Genomic DNA, 24,286 nt, shown 5'->3' with positions numbered 1-24,286 from the left:
TTAAATATAGACAAGGAGAACAATCATGATTCGAACATTTAATATAGCACCTTGGCACATTGAAACTAATCAATGGGATCCCGAAAATAAAAGAATTCAAGAATCAATCACCAGCCTAGGCAATGAAAATCTGGGTATGCGAGGATTTTATGAAGAGGGTTACTCCGGAGACACTTTAGAAGGAATTTATCTCGGAGGAGTTTGGTATCCAGATAAAACTCGTGTTGGTTGGTGGAAAAATGGTTATCCGAAGTATTTTGGTAAGGTAATCAACTCGGTCAATTTTATGAAACTTTTAATCACGGTAAACGGTGAACAATTAGATTTGAACCATCAAGTACCGCAAGACTTTAGCCTAGACTTAGATATGCAAAAAGCTATTTTAACTCGGAGTTTTAAGGTTGAAATTGGTGGCGTAAAACTGAAATTTATTTTTGAACGTTTCGTGAGTGCCGCACTTAAAGAATTAGTTGGACAACGTCTGACGATTAAAAATTTATCTGATAGCAAAGCTGATATTGAAGTTATTAGTGCTATTGATGCTGATGTTTACAACGAAGATTCAAATTACGGTGAACAATTTTGGGACGTACTTGCTAAAAGTAATCAGCAAAACGAAGTGAAAATGCTTGCCAAAACCAAGGAAAATGATTTTGGCACTGAACGTTTTACGGTAGGTTTTGATACGACCATCAAGACGGATATGGACTATGTCGGTGATGTAGAAAACGATCAATCGATCGGTCAAAAGTATCACATAGCTTTACAACCTGCTACAACTAGCATAATGGAGAAAAGAACCATTTTTGTCTCATCTAGAGATTTTGGTACAGTCGATGAAATAAACGAACGGATGCAGGAATTAACGCATACGATTAAGACGCAAAGTTTCGAGCAACTGTTAGAACAGCATGTTCAAGAATGGGAACAAAGATGGCAAAAATCAGACATTGAAATCAATGGTGATGCAGAAGCCCAACAAGGAATTCGGTTTAATTTATTCCAGCTCTTTTCTACCTATTATGGTAACGATGCGCGCTTAAATATTGGTCCTAAAGGTTTTACTGGTGAAAAATACGGTGGTGCAACCTACTGGGATACTGAAGCATTTGCCGTACCGGTATACCTAGGTGTATCGGAGTCTAAGGTCGTTCGTAACTTGTTAAAGTACCGTTACAATCAGCTGGATGGCGCCTTTGTAAATGCTAGGGAACAGGGGCTTAAAGGAGCTTTATATCCCATGGTGACTTTTAACGGGATAGAATGCCATAACGAATGGGAAATCACTTTCGAAGAAATTCATCGTAATGGTGATATTGCGTTTGCTATCTACAATTACACCCGTTATACAGGTGATCAATCCTACGTCCTTAACGAAGGGGCCGAAGTTTTAACCGAAATTGCTCGTTTTTGGGCTGATCGCGTCCATTTTTCAGCAGAAAATGGACAATATATGATTGCTGGAGTAACTGGTCCTGACGAATATCAAAATAACGTTGATAACAATTGGTATACCAATTTATTGGCGCGGTGGACACTCCGTTATACCTTGGAAATTTTGGATCAAATCGAAGAGGATGTTGCCAAAAAAGTTAATGTATCGTCAGCAGAACGTCAACACTGGCAAGAAATTATCGATAATATGTATTTACCAGAAGATTCTAAGCGCGGAATCTTTGTCGAAAATGATGGTTTCTTAAATAAGGATTTGAAGCCAGTTAGTTCATTGCCAAAGGAACAATTACCGCTAAACCAAAATTGGTCTTGGGATAAAATTTTACGTTCACCATATATTAAACAAGGGGATGTTCTTCAAGGAATTTGGGATTTCATTGACGATTTTTCAATGGAAGAAAAACAGCGGAATTTTGATTTTTATGAACCACTAACTGTGCATGAATCTAGTTTATCGGCTGCTATTCACTCGGTTCTTGCGGCTGACTTACACAAAGAGGCTCAAGCCGTTGAGATGTATGAACGTACCGCCCGCCTAGATTTAGATAATTATAATAATGATACTGCGGATGGTCTGCATATTACGTCCATGACGGGTGGATGGTTAGCGATTGTTCAAGGTTTTGCAGGAATGCGGGTCCGTAATGATCAGCTGCATTATGCCCCATTCTTACCGAAAAATTGGACATCTTACCGATTTAGACAACAATTCCGCGGAAGAGTAATTGAAGTTAGTGTCGATAAAAGTGCAACAAATCTTAAATTGATTAGTGGTAGCCCACTAAGCGTTGATTTAAATGGTAAGAAAGTTGAATTAAGCTGAGTGGAGGAATTAGGAATGAAATTTTCAGATATAAAGGGATTCGCTTTTGACCTTGATGGGGTTATTGCAGATACTGCGAAGTTTCACAGTCAGGCTTGGCATAATATTGCAGATCAAATTAAAGTGACCTGGACACCAACGTTAGCAGCGAGTCTTAAAGGAGTTAGCCGCATGGATTCATTGGAATTAATCCTCGAGTCTGTCAACCGTCAAGCCGACTTTAGCTTAGCTGAAAAACAAGCCCTAGCTGAACAAAAAAATAATGAGTATCAACTTTTAATAGCTAAACTAACACCTAACGATATTTTACCTGGAATCCAAGCTTTTTTAGACGAATTAAGACAGCATGATTATCGTTTGGTACTAGCATCAGCTTCTAAAAATGCTCCTGGAATTCTTGAAAATCTAAAAGTTACAGAGTATTTTGCAGCAATCGTAGACCCTGGCTTGTTGAAAGCGGGAAAACCTGATCCCGAAATTTTTGAAAAGGCTGCTCAAGCATTACATTTACCTACCAATCATGTAGCGGGGATTGAAGATTCAGCGGCGGGCATTCAATCAATTAATGCTGCTGGTGAACTTTCAATTGGAATTGGTGATTTACCCGAAGCTCAGATCCAGTTTGATACTACAAATGAAGTTAGCTTAGCTGGCATTCGAGCACAATTAGACTAATGGTTTAGAATAAGAGATGGCATTTTTTAGGTTAACTAAAATGTCATCTCTTATTTTGAGTGAAGCCCTGTAGAAGCTACAAAACGGGTAGTCCATCTTTTTAAATTGGGGTATAATTAGCTGGATTCTGACGGTTATTAGAAATTTTATTAATAATTAAGCGGATTTAGTATCATTATTACCATCATTTAGGGATAAATTCGATTGAAATTATAACTGGATTAATGATAGTTATTTGACAATATCGAATATTATGCAATAACATGGTGTCTATAAAATTTTAAATATAACAAGGCAAAGGAGCAACAAATGCCAGCAGCGAAAAAAAACCTTGTGATTGTGGAATCACCATCCAAGGCTAAAACCATTGAAAAATATTTAGGCCGTACCTATAAAGTAGTTGCGAGTCTTGGACATATTCGTGATCTACCAAAGAGTAAGATGGGCGTGGATCTGGAAAATGATTACGAACCCCATTACATCTCTATTCGTGGTAAGGGCGATACCATTAAAAATTTACGTAAAGAAGCTAAAAAAGCTAAAAAAGTTTATCTGGCATCTGATCCCGATCGGGAAGGAGAAGCCATTGCGTGGCACCTTTCATATCTATTAGGGTTGGATCCCAAAGATCAAAATCGAGTGGTTTTTAATGAAATTACTAAAGATGCCGTTAAAAATGCGTTCAAAACTCCGCGTAGCATTGATATGACGCTCGTTGATGCTCAACAAGCTCGTCGGATTTTGGATCGTTTAGTCGGGTATTCGATTTCTCCATTACTATGGCAAAAAGTTAAAAAAGGCCTTAGTGCTGGTCGAGTTCAATCAATTGCCTTAAGTTTAATTATTAAACGTGAACAAGAAATCAAGGCGTTTGAACCTGAAGAATATTGGTCAATTGATTCTGAATTTAAAAAAGGACGCTCTAAATTTAAGGCTGCCTTTTATGGCGTGAATAATAAAAAGATGAAGCTGCCTAATAATGATAAGGTTCAGGAAGTATTAAAGAAAATCGACCCTAAGGCTGATTTTGATATTACGGAAGTTAAACGCCGAGAACGCAAACGTTATCCAGCTCCAGCTTTTACAACTAGTTCTATGCAACAAGAAGCCAACAAGACGTTGAATTTCAGAACTCGTAAAACGATGATGGCTGCCCAACAACTTTATGAAGGAATTAACATTGGTAAAGAAGGCACTGTCGGTTTGATTACCTATATGCGAACCGACTCGACTCGTATTTCTGAGGTTGCTAAGCACGAAACTTCATTATTTATTCATGATGAGTTTGGCGCAGAATATGCTGCTACTAAGCCTCGGAAGGGTAAAATGCCCGAGGGTGCTCAGGATGCCCATGAAGCAATCCGCCCTTCGTCCGTATTGCGGACTCCTGAAAGTATTAAAGAATACCTTAATAAAGATCAATTTAGACTTTATAATTTAATTTGGTCCCGTTTTGTTGCTAGTCAAATGACACCAGAAGTTTCGGATACCATGACGGTTAAGATTGAACAAAATGGAGTTCAATTCCGAGCTAACGGATCAAAGACCAAATTTGAAGGTTTCACAAAAGTTTACAAGACCAATAAGGACAAAGATAACGTTCTTCCAAATCTAGAAGAGGGCGACCAAGTCCAACTGGTTACCAACAACCCGAACCAACATTTCACTCAGCCACCAGCTCGCTATAGTGAAGCTACTTTAATTAAAGCTTTGGAAGAAAATGGGGTAGGTCGTCCTTCTACGTACGCTCCAACCTTAGACACGATTCAAAGGCGTTACTATGTTAAGTTAGAGTCTAAACATTTTGAACCTACTGAACTGGGTGAAATCGTCAATGAAATTATTTATGACTTCTTCCCAGATATCGTTAATATCGATTTTACGGCTGGCTTGGAAAAAGACTTGGATTCGATTGAAGAAGACAAGGAAGACTGGGTGAAAGTCGTTGACCGTTATTACAAACCTTTTGCTAAGGAACTAGCCAAAGCACAGGAACAAATCGAAAAAGTTCAGATTAAAGACGAACTAGCTGGTTTTAATTGTGAAATCTGCGGTTCACCCATGGTAGTCAAAATGGGACGTTACGGTAAGTTCTTCGCTTGCAGCCGTTTCCCAGACTGTCGTAATACCCAAGCAATTGTTAAAGAAATTGGCGTAACCTGTCCTAAGTGTCATCAGGGACAAATTATTGAACGTAAATCTAAACGCGGTCGATTGTTCTATGGTTGCTCTAGGTATCCGGACTGTGACTTTGTGTCATGGGATAAACCAATTGCTCGTGAATGTCCTGTTTGTCATAGCTACTTGATTGAAAAGAAAATTAAAGGCGGCAAACAAATTGTTTGTCCAAATGGTGACTACGAAGAAACACCTCAAAAATAGTTTAAAAAACAAAATATTAATTGACGTTTACCTCTAACATTTGCTACAGTGACAAGTGTTGGAGGTTTTTTATGGAATTAATTTCACTGTTCAAACAGTATCTTACGGTTGAACGTCAATATTCAGAGAAAACGGTTACTGCGTACTTAGAAGATATTGACGCATTCCAAAAATTTTTAACTGATACGGGTGATAAAACGGACCTACTTTTAGTGGATCGTTTCGATGTGAATGTTTATATGAGTTATTTATTCGATCGACATTTAGCTCGAACTTCGATTTCGCGAAAAGTATCTGCTTTGCGCTCTTTTTATCGTTTTTTAGTTAAGAATGATTTAGTGGATAAGAATCCGTTTGAATTAGTCCAACTGAAGAAACAATCTGACAAGCTGCCACATTTCTTTTATGAAAAGGAAATGAACATGCTCTTTGAAGCGGTTTACCAAGCGGAAGGTGCGCAAAAGCTACGCAATATTGCGATTTTAGAAGTGCTTTATGGTACGGGGATGCGAGTAAGTGAATGTGCAGCGTTACAATGGTCAGATATTGACTTTTCAATGCAAACTATCCTAGTTCTAGGAAAGGGAAATAAAGAACGTTATGTTCCCTTCGGGCGGTATGCCAAAGAAGCGCTCCAAAATTACCGAAAAAATGAATGGGAGCCTTTTTTGAGTAAATATAAACAAACCCATAATTTTGTTTTTATTAACCATTATGCTAAGCCAATTACCACAACCGGGATTGAATACATTTTGAACCAAGTCATTACCGCCAGCAGCTTAAATGGGAAAATTCATCCCCATATGCTACGCCACAGCTTTGCAACGGCGTTATTAAACAACGGTGCAGATTTGCGGACTGTTCAAGAACTTCTGGGTCATTCCAGTTTATCGACTACTCAAATCTACACGCATGTTACTAAAGAAAAACTACAAGAGAGCTACCGAAAATATTTTCCACGCTCGACTGATGCTTAATTAAAAAGGAGAATACAAATGCCAGTAAAATTTGATGCGACAACCATTATTGCGATTAGTCATAATGGTGAAAATGCCATGGCCGGAGATGGCCAAGTAACAATGGGTGAAAAATTTATTATGAAAGGGACTGCCCGCAAGGTTCGTCGAATTTATGATGGAAAGGTCATTGTTGGTTTTGCCGGAAGTGTTGCTGACGCTTTTAACCTTGAAGAAAAATTTGAAAAGAAGCTTTCTGAATATAGTGGGAATTTACAAAGAGCTTCTGTTGAACTAGCCAAAATTTGGCGTGGTGATCAACAACTTCAAAAATTAGAAGCTATGTTAATTGTTATGGACGAAAAAGAGATGTATCTTGTTTCTGGAAGTGGAGAAGTTATCGCTCCTGATGACGGAATCTTAGCGATTGGTTCAGGCGGTAACTTTGCGCTGGCCGCAGCTAAAGCCCTCAAGAAGCATGCTACGCAAGTTAGTGCGAAAGAAATGGCTAAAACTGCGATTAACGTTGCGGGTGATATTGATATCTTTACGAACCACAACGTTATTGCATTGGATTTCAAGGAGGAAGACTAAATCATGCAATATAATTTAACACCACAAGAAATCGTTCAAGAATTAGATCAATTTGTAATTGGTCAAAAAAGTGCTAAGCGCGCAGTAGCAGTGGCATTACGGAATCGTTACCGTCGCTTACAACTTTCTGGTGATATGCAAGAAGATATTACACCTAAAAATTTATTAATGATTGGACCTACCGGGGTCGGAAAAACTGAAATTGCACGGCGTTTAGCTAAAATCGTTAATGCTCCTTTTGTAAAAGTAGAAGCCACTAAGTTTACTGAAGTAGGTTACGTGGGCCGAGATGTTGAATCAATGGTACGTGATCTAGTCGAAAATGCGGTGCACATCGAAGAAGAAAACTCTTTTAAAGATGTACGAGCAGAAGCTTCTAAGAATGCGGACCGTCGCATTGTAGAACTCCTCGTTCCTGTTTCAACGGATACTCAAAATAAAAACAATGCTGCTGATATTCAAAACATGATGAACATGCTTAATCAATTACAGCAAGGACGTACACCGGATAACTTAAACCAAAGTTCTCAAAAAGTGCCGGATGATATCAAAGAAAAACGGATGAATGTTGCTAGTAAGTTAGCTAAGGGTCTCCTAGAGAATGATATGGTTACCATTGAAATGGACGATCCTAAGCAAAATAACAGTGGCAATATGATGAACCAAATGGGGATCGACTTAGGTGAATCTTTGAATGGCTTAATGCCTAAGAAAAAGATTACAAGAACGGTAGCTGTTCGAGAAGCTCGTGAAATTTTAATCCGCGAAGAATCTGACAAGTTGGTTAATCATGGAGACTTGTATCACGCTGCTATTCAACGAGCCGAAAATACTGGAATTATCTTTATCGATGAAATTGATAAAATTACCGGTTCTGGTCAAAATTCATCTAGTGATGTTTCTCGTCAAGGAGTTCAACGAGATATTCTACCAATCGTTGAAGGCTCCCAAGTAAGTACGAAGTATGGTTTAGTAGACACCAGTCATATTCTATTCATTGGTTCAGGTGCTTTCCATGAAAGTAAACCTAGTGATTTAATCGCAGAACTACAAGGACGTTTTCCGATCCGCGTTGAACTAAACGACTTAACTAAAGAAGACTTTGTTAAGATTCTTACTGAACCTAAGAATGCGCTAGTTAAACAGTATATTGCATTGATTGGAACTGATAATGTGAAGATTACGTTCACGATCGAAGCCATTGAACGCATTGCAGCTATCGCTGAACAAGTAAACCATGAAACCGAAAATATTGGTGCTCGTCGTTTGCATACCATTTTGGAACATCTTCTAGAAGACATCCTTTTTGAAGGTCCTTCAATGGAAATGGGCGAAGTAACGATTACTGAAAAATATGTTGATGACAAAATCGGTAGCATTGCACAAAATAAAGATCTGAGCGAGTTTATCTTATAGTAGGAGGATTTTGACCGATGACGGTTACTTTAAAAAATGACTATTTAACAGTCCAAATTAACGAAAAAGGGGCCGAGTTATCCAGTGTTAAGGCTAATGATGGGATTGAATACATTTGGCAAGCCGACCCTGCAGTATGGGGCCGACATGCCCCAGTGTTATTTCCCTTTGTTGGACGTCTAAAGGATGACCAATTCCAAGTGGAGGATCAAACTTATCCTATGGGTCAACATGGATTTGCGCGGGATATGGATTTTGAAGCAGTTGAACAAGATGATCAACACGTAATTATGGAATTAAATAGCGATACAGAAACTCTTCAAAAATTTCCATTTGAGTTTAAACTACGTTTGCACTTCACATTAAAGGATCATGAATTGATCGAGCATTACGAAGTAGTTAATCCTGATTCTAAAAAAGATTTATTATTTTCGATTGGCGGGCACCCTGGATTTAATCTAAATCTTGGAGATAACCAAATTCAGATGGAAGATACTCATATTCGAATCGCGCCTAAACAAGTGTATAATCAAATTCCACTTAAGGCACCTTACACGGATCCTAAAAACCCTATCAAGTTTGATGCTACAACTCCGCTTGATTTAACGCATGCGCTCTTTAAAGATGACGCCATCATCTTGGACCTTAAGGGAGAACAAATCACCTTAATGACCGAAAATGAAGTGAATAATCACGGTATTGCGTTTACGGTTGCTAACGCTCCATACCTTGGTATTTGGTCACCATATCCAGCCACTGCTAATTTTGTTTGTTTAGAACCGTGGTGGGGAATTGCTGATACTGTCAATTTCAATGGTGAATTAAAAGATAAGCTTGGTGTAAATCGTTTAGCTGCACAAGAAACATTTAATCAAGAATTTTCAATGTCATTCTTCTAAAAAGAAAACCCCTAAAGGGTCAGGTTCGCGAGTTAGTAAGGCGAAACCTAATCTTTTAGGGGTTTTGTATGTAATTCAAACCGCAGCTACTTATTTTTCTTTCGATAATAGAGTCCAAATGGAACTAAATTTTCATTTCCAGCCAGAATACGTTGGATATTTGTGCGATGACGATATATGATAAAGGTCGTCAATGCTACCGCTACGATGGTTAAAATCCAATCGTGGTAAAAAAGAGAGATAATAACCAGTAGTGGAGAGGACACGATGCTCGAAAAACTAACCATGCTGGATACGTAAATGAAGAAAATAAAAAGACAGCAGGCAATTAAAAAATAACTAGGATTATAGGCTAGCAACATTCCAGCACTTGTAGCTACCGCTTTTCCGCCACGAAAATGATCGAAAACGGAAAAAGTATGACCTAAGATAGCTCCTAAACCAATAATTAAAGGATTAATTCCCTGTACGTGGAAGACAATCGGTTGCAGAGTGGCGAGCGTTCCTTTTAAAAGATCCATGCACAACACCAAAACGCCAGCCTTTACGCCTAGAACGCGGAAGGTATTAGTGGTCCCAGTGTTACCACTTCCTTCTTGGTGTAAATCTTTATTAAAATGTTTGGCAACCAGTACTCCAGAAGGGATGGAGCCTAGGAGATAAGCTACAAGTAGCATGATAATAATTTCTATCATGTTCTTTCCTCTTTTCTATAAAAAATCCTGCATATTTTATACATTTGACTTAATTGTAATAAATTACAGTAACAATGCAGTATTATAACATTTATCGAAATGTTTTCATCAGTTTAAAAATAAGTTATGATAATAGTACTGACCTTAAAGGAGTAACATGAATGGCAAAAACAAGTAAAACATCGTATGATGATTCATCCATCCAGGTCTTAGAAGGACTTGAAGCAGTTCGGAAGCGTCCTGGTATGTATATTGGTTCGACCGATGGCCGTGGACTACATCATTTAGTTTACGAAATCGTCGATAACGCCGTAGATGAAGCTCTCGGTGGATATGGAAAAGAAATTAACGTAACAATCCAAGCAGATAACAGCATTACTGTGGTCGATCACGGGCGCGGAATGCCGGTAGGGATGCATAAATCTGGCAAACCTACACCTGAAGTTATTTTTACCGTTTTACATGCAGGTGGAAAATTTGGACAGGGTGGTTATAAGACATCCGGCGGACTTCATGGTGTGGGTGCTAGTGTTGTTAATGCTCTATCTGAAAAATTAACCGTTGAGATTGTGCGAGACAAAGTTAAATATGAAGAAACTTTCGTTAACGGGGGGCACCCAGTTGGAACCCTAAAAAAAGTTGGTAAAACAACTAACAAAAACGGTACAACTGTCACATTCAAACCTGACAAAGAAATCTTCACAACAACTGTGTTTAACTTCAATACGTTAGCAGTACGATTACGCGAATCGGCGTTCTTACTCCGTGGGGTTAAAATTACTTTAACGGATCGGCGTGAAGGACACGAACAACACGAAGAATACCTTTACGATGAGGGAATTAAGCAATTCGTTGACTATCTTAATGAAGATAAAGATACCCTTGGTAATATCATGTATTTCGATGGTACAAAAAAGGGAATCGAAGTAGAAGTAGCTGGTCAGTACAATGATGGCTATTCTGAAACGATCCTCTCCTTTGTGAATAATGTACGTACTCGTGATGGAGGGACCCATGAGGTCGGGATGCGTTCCGGTTGGACCAAAGCCTTCAATGAATTTGCCCGTAAAATGGGACTGTTAAAAGAAAAAGATAAAAATTTAGAAGGCTCGGATGTGCGAGAAGGTTTGTCTGCAGTTATTTCAGTTCGCATCCCAGAAGAATTATTGGAATTCGAAGGCCAAACCAAAGAAAAATTAGGTACTCCTGAAGCTCGTCCGATTGTGGATGCCATTGTTAGTGAGCAACTTGGCTTTTTCTTGATGGAAAATGGTGAATTTGCCCAACAGTTAGTTCGTAAAGCGATCAATGCCCGTGAAGCTCGAGTAGCGGCGCGAAAAGCTCGCGATGAGTCGCGGACCGGAAAACGGAAAAAGAAACAAGAACGTATTTTATCTGGTAAATTAACTCCAGCACAATCTAAAAACTCTAAGAAAAATGAATTATTCTTAGTCGAAGGGGATTCTGCTGGTGGTAGTGCTAAACAGGGACGAAACCGTAAATTTCAAGCCATCTTGCCATTACGGGGAAAGGTTTTGAATACGGAAAAGGCTAAACTACAAGATATCGTTAAAAATGAAGAAATTAATACCATTATTTATACTATTGGAGCTGGAGTTGGAACGGAATTCAATGTTCAAGACAGCAATTACGATAAAGTAATCATTATGACCGATGCCGATACTGATGGAGCTCATATTCAAACGTTGCTTTTAACTTTCTTCTATAAATATATGCGGCCAATGATTGATGCCGGAAAAATTTACATCGCTTTGCCACCGCTTTATAAGTTACAAAAAGGACTCAATAAGAAGGTTAAAATTGCATATGCTTGGACAGATGAAGAACTCGAAAGTGTCAGCAAACAGATGGGTCGAGGATTCTCCCTCCAACGTTTTAAGGGACTTGGTGAAATGAATGCAGACCAACTTTGGGAAACTACGATGAATCCTGAAACTAGAACCTTAGTTCGAGTTCGTATTGATGATGACACTTTAGCTGAACGTCGAGTAACCACCCTGATGGGCGATAAAGTTGAACCTCGCCGGAAATGGATTGAAAGCAACGTGGCTTTCACGCTTGAAGAAGATGGTAGTATCCTAGACAACGAAGCTGTGAAACATGAGCATGAAGCTGGAGATCCAACCAATACTTCAAATGAAACTTTTGAAGAAATTAAACTTGATATAGAAAACAATTAGAAGGGGAATATGAATGGCTGATAATCAATCTAAAATTCAAGAACTGGCTCTTGAAGATATTATGGGCGATCGTTTTGGACGATATTCAAAATATATCATTCAAGAACGGGCTCTGCCTGACGTCCGAGATGGGTTAAAACCCGTTCAGCGTCGAATCCTCTTTGCAATGAATAAAGACGGTAACACGCATGATAAAGCTTTTAGAAAATCGGCAAAATCAGTCGGTAATGTAATGGGTAATTTTCACCCCCACGGTGATAGTTCAATTTACGAAGCTTTAGTTCGGATGAGTCAGGACTGGAAACTACGAGTTCCATTAATTGAAATGCATGGGAATAATGGATCAATTGATAATGATCCTCCTGCTGCAATGCGTTATACGGAAGCGCGTTTAAGTGAAGCTGCTGAAGAGATGCTAAATGACATTGATAAAGAGACTGTTGATATGGTTTTAAATTTCGATGATACAGAGTATGAACCAACCGTTTTACCAGCACGTTTTCCTAACCTCCTAGTTAACGGAGCAACCGGAATTTCAGCAGGTTACGCTACTGAAATTCCACCACATAATCTGGGTGAAGTTATTGACGCAGTCCTTTATACAATCAAACACCCTAATCCTTCTTTAGAAAAATTAATGGAATTTGTGAAGGGTCCTGATTTTCCAACTGGAGGGATTATCCAAGGAATTAATGGATTGAAGCAAGCTTACCGTACCGGAAAAGGACGAGTAGTAGTGCGGTCTAAGACTTCCGTTGAAGAAATTCGTGGTAATAAAAAACAAATCATTGTTTCTGAAATTCCCTACGAAGTTAATAAAGCTTTGTTAGTTAAAAAAATCGATGAAATCCGCGTTATGAAAAAAGTCGATGGAATTGCTGAAATTCGCGATGAATCTGACCGTGATGGACTCTCAATTGCCATTGAATTAAAGAAAGATGTCGACGCTCGTGGAATTCTAAATTACTTGTTTAAGAACACTGATTTACAGGTTTCTTATAACTTCAACATGGTAGCGATTAATAAACTAAGACCTGAACGCATGGGTCTTAAAGAAATTATTCAAGCATATGTTGATTTCCAAAAAGAAGTCATTACCAAACGAACAAAATTCAACTTGAAGAAGGCTGAAGACCGTTTACACATTGTTGCTGGTTTAATCAAAGCTCTTTCGATTTTGGATCAAGTTATTAAAACCATTCGAGGTAGTAAAGACAAGAAGGATGCTAAGCAAAACTTGATTACTAGTTTTGACTTTTCTGAACGACAAGCAGAAGCCATCGTGTCCTTACAACTTTACCGCTTAACCAATACCGATGTAACGGAGCTTAAAAGCGAAGCTAAGGCACTTAATGATTCAATCGATGAGTTCAATAACATTCTTAATAATCCTAATGAATTATCAAAAGTCTTGTCGGCGGAATTACGTCAAGTTAAAAAACGATATGCCACACCACGTTTGTCTGAAATTCAGGAACATATTGAAGAGTTAGTGGTTGACCGAACCATTACAGTACCAGAAGAACAAGTTATGGTTTTAGTTAGTCAATCGGGTTATTTGAAACGTAGTAGTTTACGTTCCTACAAGGCTTCCGCAGAAGAGGATGGTCTCAAGGAGGGCGATTTTACTGTCTTCAAAAAGGAACTAAATACTTTGGATCATCTAATCATGTTAACTAATAAAGGAAATCTGATTTATCGTCCGGTACATGAAATCATGGAAACTCGCTGGAAGGATACTGGGGAGCATATTTCTCAAGCAATCGGTTTAGCAGACGATGAAATCATTCTAAAGGCCTTTGACGTTAAGAACTTTGATGAACCAGTGTCATTCTTGATCGCCACAAGTGATGGTTACATTAAGCGTACGAGTCTCAAAGATTTCAAACCAGGACGCACGTATCGTAAAAAAGCCGCCGTTTATATTAAATTAAAAGCAGCTGATGCTAAAGTGGTCAATGTGGCTAAGCTAACTAGTCAATCGACTAAAGAAACCATTCTTTTGGCCACTCGTAATGGTTATGGATTACGGTATGATTTAATTGAAGTTCCAGAAGTTGGTCCTCGCGCAGCCGGTGTTAAATCAATGGATCTTCGTGAAGATGAAATCGCTAATTTTGTACTGGTAAACGATCATGATCAGATTGGTTTAATTACTAATCGAGGTTCGTTTAAGAAGATGAAGGTTAGTGAAATTAGTGTGACTAGCCGTGCTCGCCGCGGTGTTCAAATTCTAAGAGAACTTAAAAAAGAACCACATCGAGTTGCAGATATTGAAGTGGTCGAACCAGGTGAAGCTTTTGAAGTCCGAACTTCACGAGGATTAATTCATGATATTATTCCACTAGAGCATCCACTAAATGAACGTTACTCCAATGGAAGCTTTTTGGTCGATGTAGATTCAGAAGGTGTACCAGTATCGATGAATTTAAAGGAATTAGATTCTGAAATTTTAAATAATAAATAAATTAAGCAGATTATTACTTGCCCTTTATGAATACTAATATTAGACTTATTATTGGAGATTGTTAGTTCGTTTAGGCTAACTGAAAGGAGTGCTCTAGTATGCAGACAAAAACAGAAAAGATTTTTTCATCTAAAACTTTGTCATATTTTTTAAGACTCACGGATACGATGAGCTACACACAAAGCGCCCAACTTTTAGGAATTACACAGCCCGCCTTAACACAGCAGATTAAAAAACTTGAACATGCCGTAGGTGCGCCATTATTCTACACCCTCGGCAAAAAACTTCGTTTAACTGACGCTGGATACACAATGTTGAATGCTACTCATGAAATCAATCGTATTTTGAACCATGCGACTGATGAGATTCAACAAGCAACAAGTAGCGGACGTGGTGATATTTCGGTTGGGATTTTAGCTTCGCTTGAAACTCGTATTTTTGAAGATTTTATCGCTAACTATTACAATAATGTTCCTGAAATTAATGTAACTGTTCATATGCTCACGCGTTTTGAAATTTGGGAAGGTTTAGAAAGTAACCGATTAGACTTTGCAATTACATATCTTCCGGATGCTAATATCCGTAGTTGGAAGCCTTACCGAGCACGTAAGATTGGAACAGAACGTTTAGTTTTTGTTCATCATGATGAACGTTTATCAAAAGCACGGGGCGTAAGTTTAAAACGTGCAGCAGCTTTTGATTGGGTATCTTATCCAGAAGGTTATTATTTGGATGACCTTATTACAGAAGTATTTAAGGATGCGATGGTAACTAAACCTAAGAGTGTTGCTTACTTTACAACCCCCGCTCAAATTTTGAGTTTTTCGAATAGCACGGGGATCGCTACGGCATTACCGGAATCTTTTGTGGTAGCCCATCAAGACGAAGCAACTGATGCTTATATAACTAAGTTTGACCCTAAGATTAGCTATGAAATTGGGTTTGTTTACAGAAAAGACAAAGACAAAATTCCACGGATGAACGCCTTTTTGAGTGCCTTCTTTGAATATATGGACGGCGAGAAGTATATTGATAAGGTACGTAACCTAACTACAAAAAAAGATGATTAAAGGAGACTTTTTATAATGAATAAACAACTTGTTTTCGGACATTCTAATCCAGATACAGACGCAATCGTTGCTGCGAAGGCCTTTGCATATTTACAAAATCAATTGGGAGTAGCAGATGCAGAAGCCGTTGCTTTAGGCAATCCTAACCCTGAAACAGCTTTTGTTTTAGCACACTTTGATGAAGCAACTCCACGAGTAATCGAAACAGCTGCCAACGAAGTAGATTCAGTTATGCTTGTTGACCATAATGAAAGCCAACAAAGTGTTTCCGATCTTGATCAAGTAACAGTTACTGCAGTCGTTGATCATCATCGGATTGCTAACTTTGAAACTTCACAACCTTTGTTCTACCGTGCTGAACCAGTAGGTTGTACAAGTACAATTTTAACTAAATTATTCCATGAAAATAATGTTGAAATTCCTGCTAAATTAGCTGGATTGATGCTTTCAGCCATTGTTTCTGATACGCTACTCCTTAAGTCACCAACTACAACTGATGATGACCGTAAAGCCCTTGAAGAACTAGCTAAAATTGCTAATATCGACGTAGAAACTTACGGTTTAGAAATGCTTAAGGCCGGAACGGACCTTTCTAGCAAGTCTGAATTAGAATTGGTTGACGGTGACGCTAAGAGCTTTGATATGGGTGGAAAGACAATCCGTATTGGTCAAGTGAATACAGTTGACCTTGATGACGTATTTAGCCGTGAAGCTGCACTAGTTAAGACAATGGAAGAAGAAAACCAAAAGAACGGCTACGACATGTTCTTATTACTTGCAACTAACATTCTTTCAAGTGATTCACGCTTACTAGTAGTTGGTGAACCAAAGGATATCGTTGAAAAAGCATTTAACACTGAATTATCAGATCACAACACAGCAGACCTTCCTGGCGTTGTATCACGTAAAAAACAAGTTGTACCTCCTTTAATGGATGCATTTGCATAAGACGAATACTAAAACAGATGGCTTAAGGTCATCTGTTTTTTATTTCCACTGAAATAGGATTAGATATACTAAAATTCATAACCTAGGAGTAAATATATAATATGAAATTTGTTATTGCACCAGATTCATTTAAGGGTGGATTAACTGCCAAACAAGCAGCCATCGCAATCCAAAATGGTATTGCTCGGGTTTATCCGAAGGCTGATTACACGTTAGTCCCTATGGCAGATGGGGGAGAAGGAACCGTGCAAGCACTGGTTGATGCTACTAATGGAAAATTAATTACCGAAAAAGTGACTGGTCCATTAGGAGATCCAGTAGAAGCTACATTTGGTATCTTAGGTGATCATAAAACCGCGGTAATTGAGATGTCCCAAGCAAGTGGTATTCAATTTATTAATCAAAATACACAAAATCCTTTAATAACTACAACCTATGGAACCGGAGAATTAATTTTAAAGGCTTTAGATTATCATATTTCAAAGCTGATTATTGGAATCGGAGGAAGTGCCACTAATGATGGAGGGGCTGGAATGGCTCAAGCCATCGGGGTCCATTTATTGGATAATAAGCATCATGAAATTGGTCGTGGAGGTGAAGCACTAAAGCATTTAGCTCAAATTGACATGACTGACATTGATCCGCGTTTAGCTAAAGTCCAACTTTTAATCGCTTCAGACGTGACGAATCCTTTAGTTGGCCCAAAGGGAGCATCCGTAGTTTTTGGACCCCAAAAAGGCGCGACGCCGGCAATGATCCGAATTTTAGATGAAAGTCTCACGCATTATGCTGAAATTATTAAACGCGATTTAAATCAAGACTTAGCTAATTATCCTGGAGCAGGTGCAGCTGGGGGGCTAGGTACGGGCTTACTAGCTTTTACCAACGCATCTATCAAAAAGGGAATTGATATTGTTACAGAATATAGCGGACTTAAGGAACAAGCTCAAGGAGCTGATTTTGTTTTTACCGGTGAAGGTGGTGTTGATTATCAAACGAAGTTTGGTAAAACGCCTTATGGAGTGGCATTGGCAACTAAATCTGTTGCTGCAAGCGCTCCAGTAATTGTAATCACTGGTAATATTGGTGAAGGTATCGATGAATTGTATTCAGATAAAGCAATCGATGCGGTGTTTTCAAGTGTGTCAGGTGTTAAAACTTTAGAGCAAGCATTGATCGATGCTCCGCATGATATTGCCCAAGTTGCTGAGAATATTGCCCGATTAATTAATAAGTTTTAACTTGAGCTTTTATTTTGTAAGCATCTTAATCCCCTAAAAGACATGAATGTTTTATAATCGATGTTATAGGTAAGGGGGAATTTAAATGAATTCAAATAACTGGTCCAAAGCAGAGCTAAAAAAGAAACTGTCTCCTGAAGAATATGAGGTTACACAAAATGCTGCTACTGAACATCCTTTCACCGGTAAATACGATAATTTTTACCAAAAGGGGATTTACGTTGATGTCGTCAGTGGTGAGCCACTTTTTAGTTCCACCGATAAATATGACGCTCACTGTGGTTGGCCTTCTTTTACCAAACCTATTGACCCTAAATTAGTGGTTAATCATCGAGATTCTTCTTATGGCATGGAACGAGTGGAAGTCCGCAGCAAGGATGCTAACTCTCACTTAGGACACGTATTTGATGATGGGCCTCTCGATCAAGGTGGAAATCGTTATTGTATCAATTCGGCTGCCCTGAAATTCATTGCATATGACGATTTAGAAGCGCATAATCTAGGTTATTTAAAGAAACTATTTAATTAGGAGCGTGATTTACTTATGGAAGAAACTGCTATTTTTGCCGGTGGGTGTTTTTGGTGCATGGTAGAACCTTTTGAAACTCAACCTGGTATTATCAACGTTGTTTCAGGTTATACAGGAGGGCATGTCGCCAACCCGACCTATGAACAAGTTACTAGTCATACTACAGGACATACAGAAGCCGTTAAAATCACGTATGATCCGGAAATTATTTCGTATCGCCAATTAGTCCAAATCTACTGGCAACAAACTGATCCAACTGATGCAATGGGGCAGTTCCAGGACCGTGGCGATAATTACCGACCAGTAATTTTTGTGAATAGTGCTGAACAGCGTGAAATTGCTGAAAAATCTAGGGAACAATTAGCCAAATCTGAAATGTTTGATGACCCTATTGTTACTAAAATTGAAGATGCTCAACCATTTTATCCAGCTGAAGAAGAACACCAAGAATTTTATAAGAAAAATCCCCTTCGTTACCAAATTCAAGAAGCGGGTGGACGATCAGAATTTCAGAAAAAATATTGGAAATAAAAAAGATGAGGGTTCATTTTAAATGAACTCTCATCTTTTAGTTTTTAATTAAATATTTTTATTTTTTTCTCTTCTAACCAAGAAGATCCAAGCAATAATAGCAAAGAATACAGGACCAGCAACTGTCCAGAAACCTGTGAACAAATCACCAGAAATGAATGGTGAGATAGCAGTAAATACCACACCAATTCCGACAGTTAGAAGTACAACTGTAACAATCGTTAACATCCAAGGACGACTACGATAAACTTCGAAAGGTCGATCAAGTCCTTCTCTAGCCTTGAAGAATGGAAAGGCACCAACTAAGAATAAGTAAGGTAAAGTTGTAGATACGTTACTCATTGAAGTAAGTACGTTGTAGAAGAAAGTAGCTTCTTTGTGAGTAATTGAAGCTAAAATTGAAATACCTGCGATAAATACAATAACAACGATAGCTTGTAGCCACATTGAATTGGCAGGCATACCATTCTTGTTTAACTCAGTCATCTTCTTTGGCCATAGTTCTTTAGGAGAACCCATGATAAAGGACTTCAATGGTGAGTAACTAAGAACGAAGAATGAACCAACATAAGCAAATAACATCCCAACACCCGCAAATCTTGAGAAGGTAGTTCCCATGATTGCAGCAGCAGCTGGGCTCATACCCATGGCTTTACCTAATTCCAAACCAAGGTTTTGCATCATCACATAAGTAATGTTACCCAGGTTAGCTTTTTGAGCAAGAATAACTGTGTTCCAGTTAGCAGAAACGCCCCAAAGGAAGATTGCTAAAGAATAACCCACGGCGATAACCACACCACCGATCATAATTCCTTTAGGGAAAGTTTTTTCTGGCTTATCCAAACTATCAGTAACACCACCAATGGATTCCAAACCACCATAAGCAAAGATTGCATAGATAACAAATGAAATTAAAGCGATTGGTGATTGGAACTGTGCGCTAGGCGAAGTAGCAAAATCACTCAAATGGTGAATAGGTTGGGCAAGGTGACCATGGTTAGCGATTAAAATGAAGGCACTTGCGAGAAGCAAGATAACATTCATAACCATTACAGCAATACCACCAAGGGAAGACACTTTAGCCAAAGTATTGATTCCACGAGTTGTTGCCCAAGTAACAAACACCATCCATAGAATGGCAAGCAGTCCAACTGTTAAAGTTGAGTTAAGTCCAAGAAATGACCAACTACCAGTTGTGTCATGACCAGAAATGATTGTGGCTAGTGTAATCCAAATCTTTTGAGCAATCATAACCATCCAGATTAGCCATGAAGCTAACCACATGAAGGTTGCGATAAAGGCCCATTTTTCACCAATTGAACCTTCTAACCAAGAATAAATCCCACCTTTTGCTTCCTTGAAAGTGGAACCATATTCAGCAAACATCAAACCTGCTGGAATAAAGAATAAAATAGCACCGACAATGTACCAAAAGATAGCTCCGTAACCCATTTGTTGGAAGGCTGTTGGAGTATTACCAAAACCAAAAATGGTTGTAAAAATCATCAAAACTAAAGCGCCAAGCGATAGTTTTTTCTTTTGTTCACCCATAGTGAATCTACCCCTAACTATATTTATGAATAAAAACAAATTACATATGAATAATATTATAGCAGAAGTATAGGTGAATCATTTATGTATCATTAAAATCTAATTGTACTTAAATCATAATTTAATTATATAGGGTGTTTTGTACTGAAATAAGGACTTAGATATGCTAAAGACTAGGTTTTAATTGACAATTTACATAGGCAAATTTTTAGAAACGATGTTAAGTAATCCTTTAATCGAACTCTAAAATGTATTTATTCATTAAACAATGAATAAATACTAGAAAATGAATATTTTAATTAGTAGCCTCAATGGAATTTTTAGTCGTTGTTTCATCATTTGAAAAAATTTTTGTTTGTTACTATAATTAGTTAGAAATTAGTTAGATTTAATAATCTTTTTAAGAGGACTTTGTATATATGGATACGACTTCTTTTTTTATAGCAGCCTGGGAGACTCTTTGGTAATGATAAGTTGTTAGTTTGAATGTTACTAGCAACCTATTTGAAAAGGAGTTTTTATTATGAATGGATATGTTTATTTGTTAGTAGCGATTGTCGCTGAATTATTAGGTACTAATTTTTTGAAACTTACCAACGGTTTTACTAAACTATTGCCAACACTGATTTCTTTGCTATCGTATGGTTTTGCATTTTATTTTTTATCTTTGGTCGTTAAAAATATACCAATAAACATAGCTTATGCAATTTGGAGCGGAGTGGGAATTATATTAATGACAGTTATATCTGTTTTTGTATTTCATAATCCCATTAATGTACCAACAGTACTTGGAATATTATTTATAACTCTGGGTGTTATTTTAGTTAATTTATTTGGCGTTTCACATTAATTGATACTTTAAAAAAGCTTTTAGTGAAAAAAAACTAAAAGCTTTTTTAATTTTATTTGAGCAAACTTTGTTAAAAGTTAAGATATTAATGATAGACACATGATTGTTGGATAAGCTTGATCCCAAACTGAAGCTGTACAGCTATGATTAATAAATCTAACTACTTTGTATAATATATATTATGTAAACTAGAATAAGAAAAATACAAAGTAACCATTTTTATATCTCTCCTCCTCTCATTTGTTAATTAATCACCAACATATTTCTTAGGTAGTTTTATATCTTATTTATCAAAAAAGCCTTCTTAAACCAGATTTAAAACTGGTTTAAGAAGGCTTTTATTTTAGATTAACCAAACAAATATTGAATTACAGTACCTAAAATAGTAGTAACAGCAAAAACTAAAACAAATAGCATTATAGACTTAGGTTTAACATTCTTTTTATTTCTTTTGCTAATAAGTGTAAAATCAAGTAGTCCGATTGTGATAATTTCTAGAATAAATTGAATCCAGACTAGCAATGGTGACATTGCAACTGTATGAACAACATTCACTAATCCCGTTATAATAAGTGCGATATCCAATATTCTTGCACAATACTGTGCAATCAGTGTTTGGTGAAATTGATCAATTGTAATTCCATATGTACAAATTAATCCAATTAAAATCCATAATATAACATGTACAAACATTAATGTTGACATTAAAGTAGCTCCTTTTAATTTAAACTGCTAAAAACAGTTTAGCATAACTGCAAACACTATATTAACGTCACTTCCTAAATGTAATAATACTGAAATCTTAAACAAGATAATTATGGATAACTTATTAAATTTAGATGGAAAATCAAAAATTAAATTAGAAAGGCTGATAACCATTGTTAAATAGATCATTAAGCGTTGCAATTTTTGGCGCGATTGGAGGAATCTTACGGTATCTACTCCAGTTATATTTTGATGCTCGATTCCCCTCTTTTCCATTATCACTAATTCTTATTAATGTTCTTGGAGCCTTGCTCCTAGGAATACTAACAGGCGGGCTATTAACCTTGTTAGATACCTCAGATACTATTAACGTAGGATTAACTACGGGATTGATGGGTGGCTTCACGACCTTCTCCACTTTTGAATTAGCACTATTAAATCAACTTACTGTAGCACATTTTAGGACGATGATTATTTTTTTGCTTACATCCGTTATTCTATCCTTAATTTTAGCCAATTTCGGACAATTTCTGGGTGGTAAACTACTCAAACATTATCGAAAGGATTGGTGATATTTCATGATTCTAGTTTATGTTGGTATGGGTACGGCCCTTGGTGCTGTTGCTCGTCTTTTTATAACTACGCACTTAAACCAAACATTTAAAAAACACGCCTTTCCTTGGTCAACTTTTATTGTAAATATGATTGCTTGTTTTTTGATTGGCTTCTTAACCGTTACTATTCACGATTCTAAGCTTAAATTGTTATTAATAAGTGGTTTTCTCGGAGGGCTTTCGACGTTCTCTACCTTTGCTAACGAAATAGTCACTCTAGGACAAGATAAGACAACAAAAAAACTTGCACTACTTTACAGTTGTGCAAGTTTAGGATTTGGAATCATACTTGTTTATCTAGGAATGCAGATTTATGCCTTTGTATAATCAATTACCCAAATTAGAGCGATCGCTTTTTCACCCAAATGGGTTCCAATCACAGGACCAAAATAAGAAATATCAATTGGCAATTGAGGATATTTTTCCTCTAAGCTAGCCTTCCATTTCAAGGCTGATTTTTCATCATTACCATGAATAACAAATGCCCGTAGAGGATACTCAGCCGAGCGGTAAGCTTCATCAAAAAGTTTTTCAACGCGGGCGATCGCTTTTTTACGAGAACGTACTTTTTCAAAGGCCACAATTTCATGCGCATCATTAAAAGTTAGAATTGGTTTGATTTTCAATAAACTTCCAACAAAAGCAGAAGCATTAGAAAGTCGACCACCACGAACGAGATTTTGTAAATCATCAACAACAAAATATTCTCCGAAGGTCGAACGGACATAGTCCAAACGTTCTAAAATGGTATCAACATCTTTTCCTTCACGAGCTAATCTAGCAGCCTCTAAGGCTAGAATTCCCATTAAGCGAATAGTGATTTGTGAATCATAAACAACCAGATTAACGCCTTCGATGGTACCCTCAAGACTCTTTAGACTTGAAACGAAGCCTGAAATCGTGCTGGACAGATGAATACTGATAATCGTATCGTATCCAGCCTTAGCTAAATTTTCATATAATTCAATCATTTCACCCAATGGTGGTTGAGAAGTACTTGGAAAGGATTGAGAAGTCCGTAAACGTTCATAAAACTCCTCTGTAGTAATATCAACGCCTTCTTTATAGATTTTGCCGTCGATAATTACTGGTATTGGTACAACGGTTATATTGTTGTCTGCAATTTCTTGATCAGTTAAATAACAAGTACTATCAGTAACAATAGCTGTTTTCATTAGTACACCCACTTCATTTTAAATCAATAACAAATACTATAACATAAATCAGTCTCAATTTCTCGTCTATAACGGACTAATTACTACTATTTTAAGGCATTTTTCAAAACTCGATTAATCAAAATATTGAACATCGACAACTCTTCTTTTGACCAATTTTCAAATAGTTTTTGATCATAAATATCTAATTGGCGATTAACCTCATCTTTTAAAAGACGACCTTTTTCGGTAATTTTAAACAGCGTTCGACGATGATCCGCTTCAATTTTATTTCGAGATATTAATTTTTTCTCTACGGCACGCTTTACTTGGCGACTGAGTGTTGAGATATCTAAACCACTTTTATCAACAAAATCTTGAACCGATAATAGATCATCTTTTAAAAAATTAGTAATTTTCCAGTCTGCAATCGTCCCACCATTTTCCATACAAGTGCTCTTCAAAAAGTTATATCTTTGTCGATTGATGACCTCCAAAGCTTCTAAATTACCAATCATTTTAATAACACT

General features: G+C 37.4%; 22 protein-coding genes. 17 read left to right on the top strand and 5 right to left on the bottom strand.

The window, feature by feature from the left end:
• The first annotated feature begins 25 nt into the window (after positions 1-25).
• The 7 genes from PEPE_RS04680 (at position 26) to PEPE_RS04650 (ending at position 9,200) form a co-directional block, all read left to right on the top strand.
• Complete coding sequence (locus tag PEPE_RS04680) at positions 26-2,278, top strand: glycoside hydrolase family 65 protein (protein ID WP_011673376.1); 2,253 nt, start codon at positions 26-28, stop codon at positions 2,276-2,278.
• A 15-nt stretch (positions 2,279-2,293) separates the two neighbouring features.
• On the top strand, positions 2,294-2,953 hold the full coding sequence (gene pgmB / locus PEPE_RS04675) for a beta-phosphoglucomutase (protein WP_011673375.1): 660 nt from the start codon (positions 2,294-2,296) through the stop codon (positions 2,951-2,953).
• 309 nt (positions 2,954-3,262) lie between these two features.
• Complete coding sequence (gene topA, locus PEPE_RS04670; RefSeq protein ID WP_002833092.1) at positions 3,263-5,335, top strand: type I DNA topoisomerase; 2,073 nt, start codon at positions 3,263-3,265, stop codon at positions 5,333-5,335.
• 71 nt (positions 5,336-5,406) lie between these two features.
• A complete protein-coding gene (gene xerC / locus PEPE_RS04665; protein WP_002833090.1) occupies positions 5,407-6,312 on the top strand; it encodes a tyrosine recombinase XerC in 906 nt (301 codons plus the stop codon).
• Positions 6,313-6,330: 18 nt separating this feature from the next.
• On the top strand, positions 6,331-6,885 hold the full coding sequence (hslV, locus tag PEPE_RS04660; RefSeq protein ID WP_002833088.1) for an ATP-dependent protease subunit HslV: 555 nt from the start codon (positions 6,331-6,333) through the stop codon (positions 6,883-6,885).
• A 3-nt stretch (positions 6,886-6,888) separates the two neighbouring features.
• A complete protein-coding gene (gene hslU / locus PEPE_RS04655; protein ID WP_011673374.1) occupies positions 6,889-8,301 on the top strand; it encodes an ATP-dependent protease ATPase subunit HslU in 1,413 nt (470 codons plus the stop codon).
• 17 nt (positions 8,302-8,318) lie between these two features.
• On the top strand, positions 8,319-9,200 hold the full coding sequence (locus PEPE_RS04650) for an aldose 1-epimerase family protein (protein ID WP_011673373.1): 882 nt from the start codon (positions 8,319-8,321) through the stop codon (positions 9,198-9,200).
• Positions 9,201-9,286: 86 nt separating this feature from the next.
• On the opposite strand, the gene plsY is transcribed toward PEPE_RS04650, so the two are convergent.
• Positions 9,287-9,895: a glycerol-3-phosphate 1-O-acyltransferase PlsY gene (gene plsY / locus PEPE_RS04645; RefSeq protein WP_011673372.1), complete on the bottom strand. Its 609-nt coding sequence runs from the start codon at positions 9,893-9,895 to the stop codon at positions 9,287-9,289.
• Positions 9,896-10,056: 161 nt separating this feature from the next.
• Here plsY and parE point away from each other — a divergent pair, with 161 nt between their 5' ends.
• From parE to msrA, 7 genes are all read left to right on the top strand, one after another.
• Complete coding sequence (gene parE, locus PEPE_RS04640) at positions 10,057-12,096, top strand: DNA topoisomerase IV subunit B (RefSeq protein WP_002833083.1); 2,040 nt, start codon at positions 10,057-10,059, stop codon at positions 12,094-12,096.
• A gap of 13 nt (positions 12,097-12,109) precedes the next feature.
• On the top strand, positions 12,110-14,563 hold the full coding sequence (gene parC, locus PEPE_RS04635) for a DNA topoisomerase IV subunit A (protein WP_011673371.1): 2,454 nt from the start codon (positions 12,110-12,112) through the stop codon (positions 14,561-14,563).
• A 98-nt stretch (positions 14,564-14,661) separates the two neighbouring features.
• Entirely contained in the window at positions 14,662-15,633 is a 972-nt protein-coding gene (locus PEPE_RS04630; RefSeq protein WP_011673370.1) for a LysR family transcriptional regulator, read from the top strand.
• A gap of 15 nt (positions 15,634-15,648) precedes the next feature.
• Positions 15,649-16,581: a manganese-dependent inorganic pyrophosphatase gene (locus PEPE_RS04625; RefSeq protein WP_011673369.1), complete on the top strand. Its 933-nt coding sequence runs from the start codon at positions 15,649-15,651 to the stop codon at positions 16,579-16,581.
• Positions 16,582-16,682: 101 nt separating this feature from the next.
• Complete coding sequence (locus PEPE_RS04620; RefSeq protein WP_011673368.1) at positions 16,683-17,822, top strand: glycerate kinase family protein; 1,140 nt, start codon at positions 16,683-16,685, stop codon at positions 17,820-17,822.
• Positions 17,823-17,907: 85 nt separating this feature from the next.
• Positions 17,908-18,351, top strand: coding sequence for a peptide-methionine (R)-S-oxide reductase MsrB (gene msrB / locus PEPE_RS04615; RefSeq protein ID WP_011673367.1), 444 nt, complete (start codon positions 17,908-17,910; stop codon positions 18,349-18,351).
• 15 nt (positions 18,352-18,366) lie between these two features.
• Entirely contained in the window at positions 18,367-18,882 is a 516-nt protein-coding gene (msrA, locus tag PEPE_RS04610; RefSeq protein ID WP_002833074.1) for a peptide-methionine (S)-S-oxide reductase MsrA, read from the top strand.
• Positions 18,883-18,930: 48 nt separating this feature from the next.
• Here msrA and yjeM read toward each other — a convergent pair whose 3' ends face one another.
• Positions 18,931-20,433 carry a glutamate/gamma-aminobutyrate family transporter YjeM gene (yjeM, locus tag PEPE_RS04605; protein WP_011673366.1) on the bottom strand — a complete coding sequence of 501 codons (1,503 nt, stop codon included), beginning with the start codon at positions 20,431-20,433 and terminating at the stop codon, positions 18,931-18,933.
• A gap of 523 nt (positions 20,434-20,956) precedes the next feature.
• Here yjeM and PEPE_RS04600 point away from each other — a divergent pair.
• A complete protein-coding gene (locus PEPE_RS04600) occupies positions 20,957-21,283 on the top strand; it encodes a DMT family transporter (protein ID WP_011673365.1) in 327 nt (108 codons plus the stop codon).
• 348 nt (positions 21,284-21,631) lie between these two features.
• Here the strand turns inward: PEPE_RS04600 and PEPE_RS04595 are convergent, their stop codons facing one another.
• Positions 21,632-21,988: a DUF1516 family protein gene (locus PEPE_RS04595; RefSeq protein ID WP_011673364.1), complete on the bottom strand. Its 357-nt coding sequence runs from the start codon at positions 21,986-21,988 to the stop codon at positions 21,632-21,634.
• A gap of 173 nt (positions 21,989-22,161) precedes the next feature.
• On the opposite strand from PEPE_RS04595, the gene PEPE_RS04590 reads away from it, so the two are divergent.
• Positions 22,162-22,560, top strand: coding sequence for a fluoride efflux transporter FluC (locus PEPE_RS04590; protein WP_023440359.1), 399 nt, complete (start codon positions 22,162-22,164; stop codon positions 22,558-22,560).
• A 6-nt stretch (positions 22,561-22,566) separates the two neighbouring features.
• A complete protein-coding gene (locus tag PEPE_RS04585; RefSeq protein WP_002833064.1) occupies positions 22,567-22,929 on the top strand; it encodes a fluoride efflux transporter FluC in 363 nt (120 codons plus the stop codon).
• Here PEPE_RS04585 and PEPE_RS04580 read toward each other — a convergent pair.
• Positions 22,914-23,777 (bottom strand): DegV family protein, encoded by an 864-nt coding sequence (locus tag PEPE_RS04580; protein WP_011673363.1) that lies wholly within the window; start codon positions 23,775-23,777, stop codon positions 22,914-22,916. The genes PEPE_RS04585 and PEPE_RS04580 overlap by 16 nt on opposite strands.
• An 86-nt stretch (positions 23,778-23,863) precedes the next feature.
• A complete protein-coding gene (locus tag PEPE_RS04575) occupies positions 23,864-24,274 on the bottom strand; it encodes a MarR family winged helix-turn-helix transcriptional regulator (RefSeq protein ID WP_011673362.1) in 411 nt (136 codons plus the stop codon).
• Positions 24,275-24,286 lie beyond the last annotated feature (12 nt).

It is taken from the genome of Pediococcus pentosaceus ATCC 25745, from assembly GCF_000014505.1.
Lineage (GTDB): Bacteria > Bacillota > Bacilli > Lactobacillales > Lactobacillaceae > Pediococcus > Pediococcus pentosaceus.
Note: the sequence above shows the minus strand (reverse complement) of the source record. Positions and strands in the feature narration are given on the sequence as shown.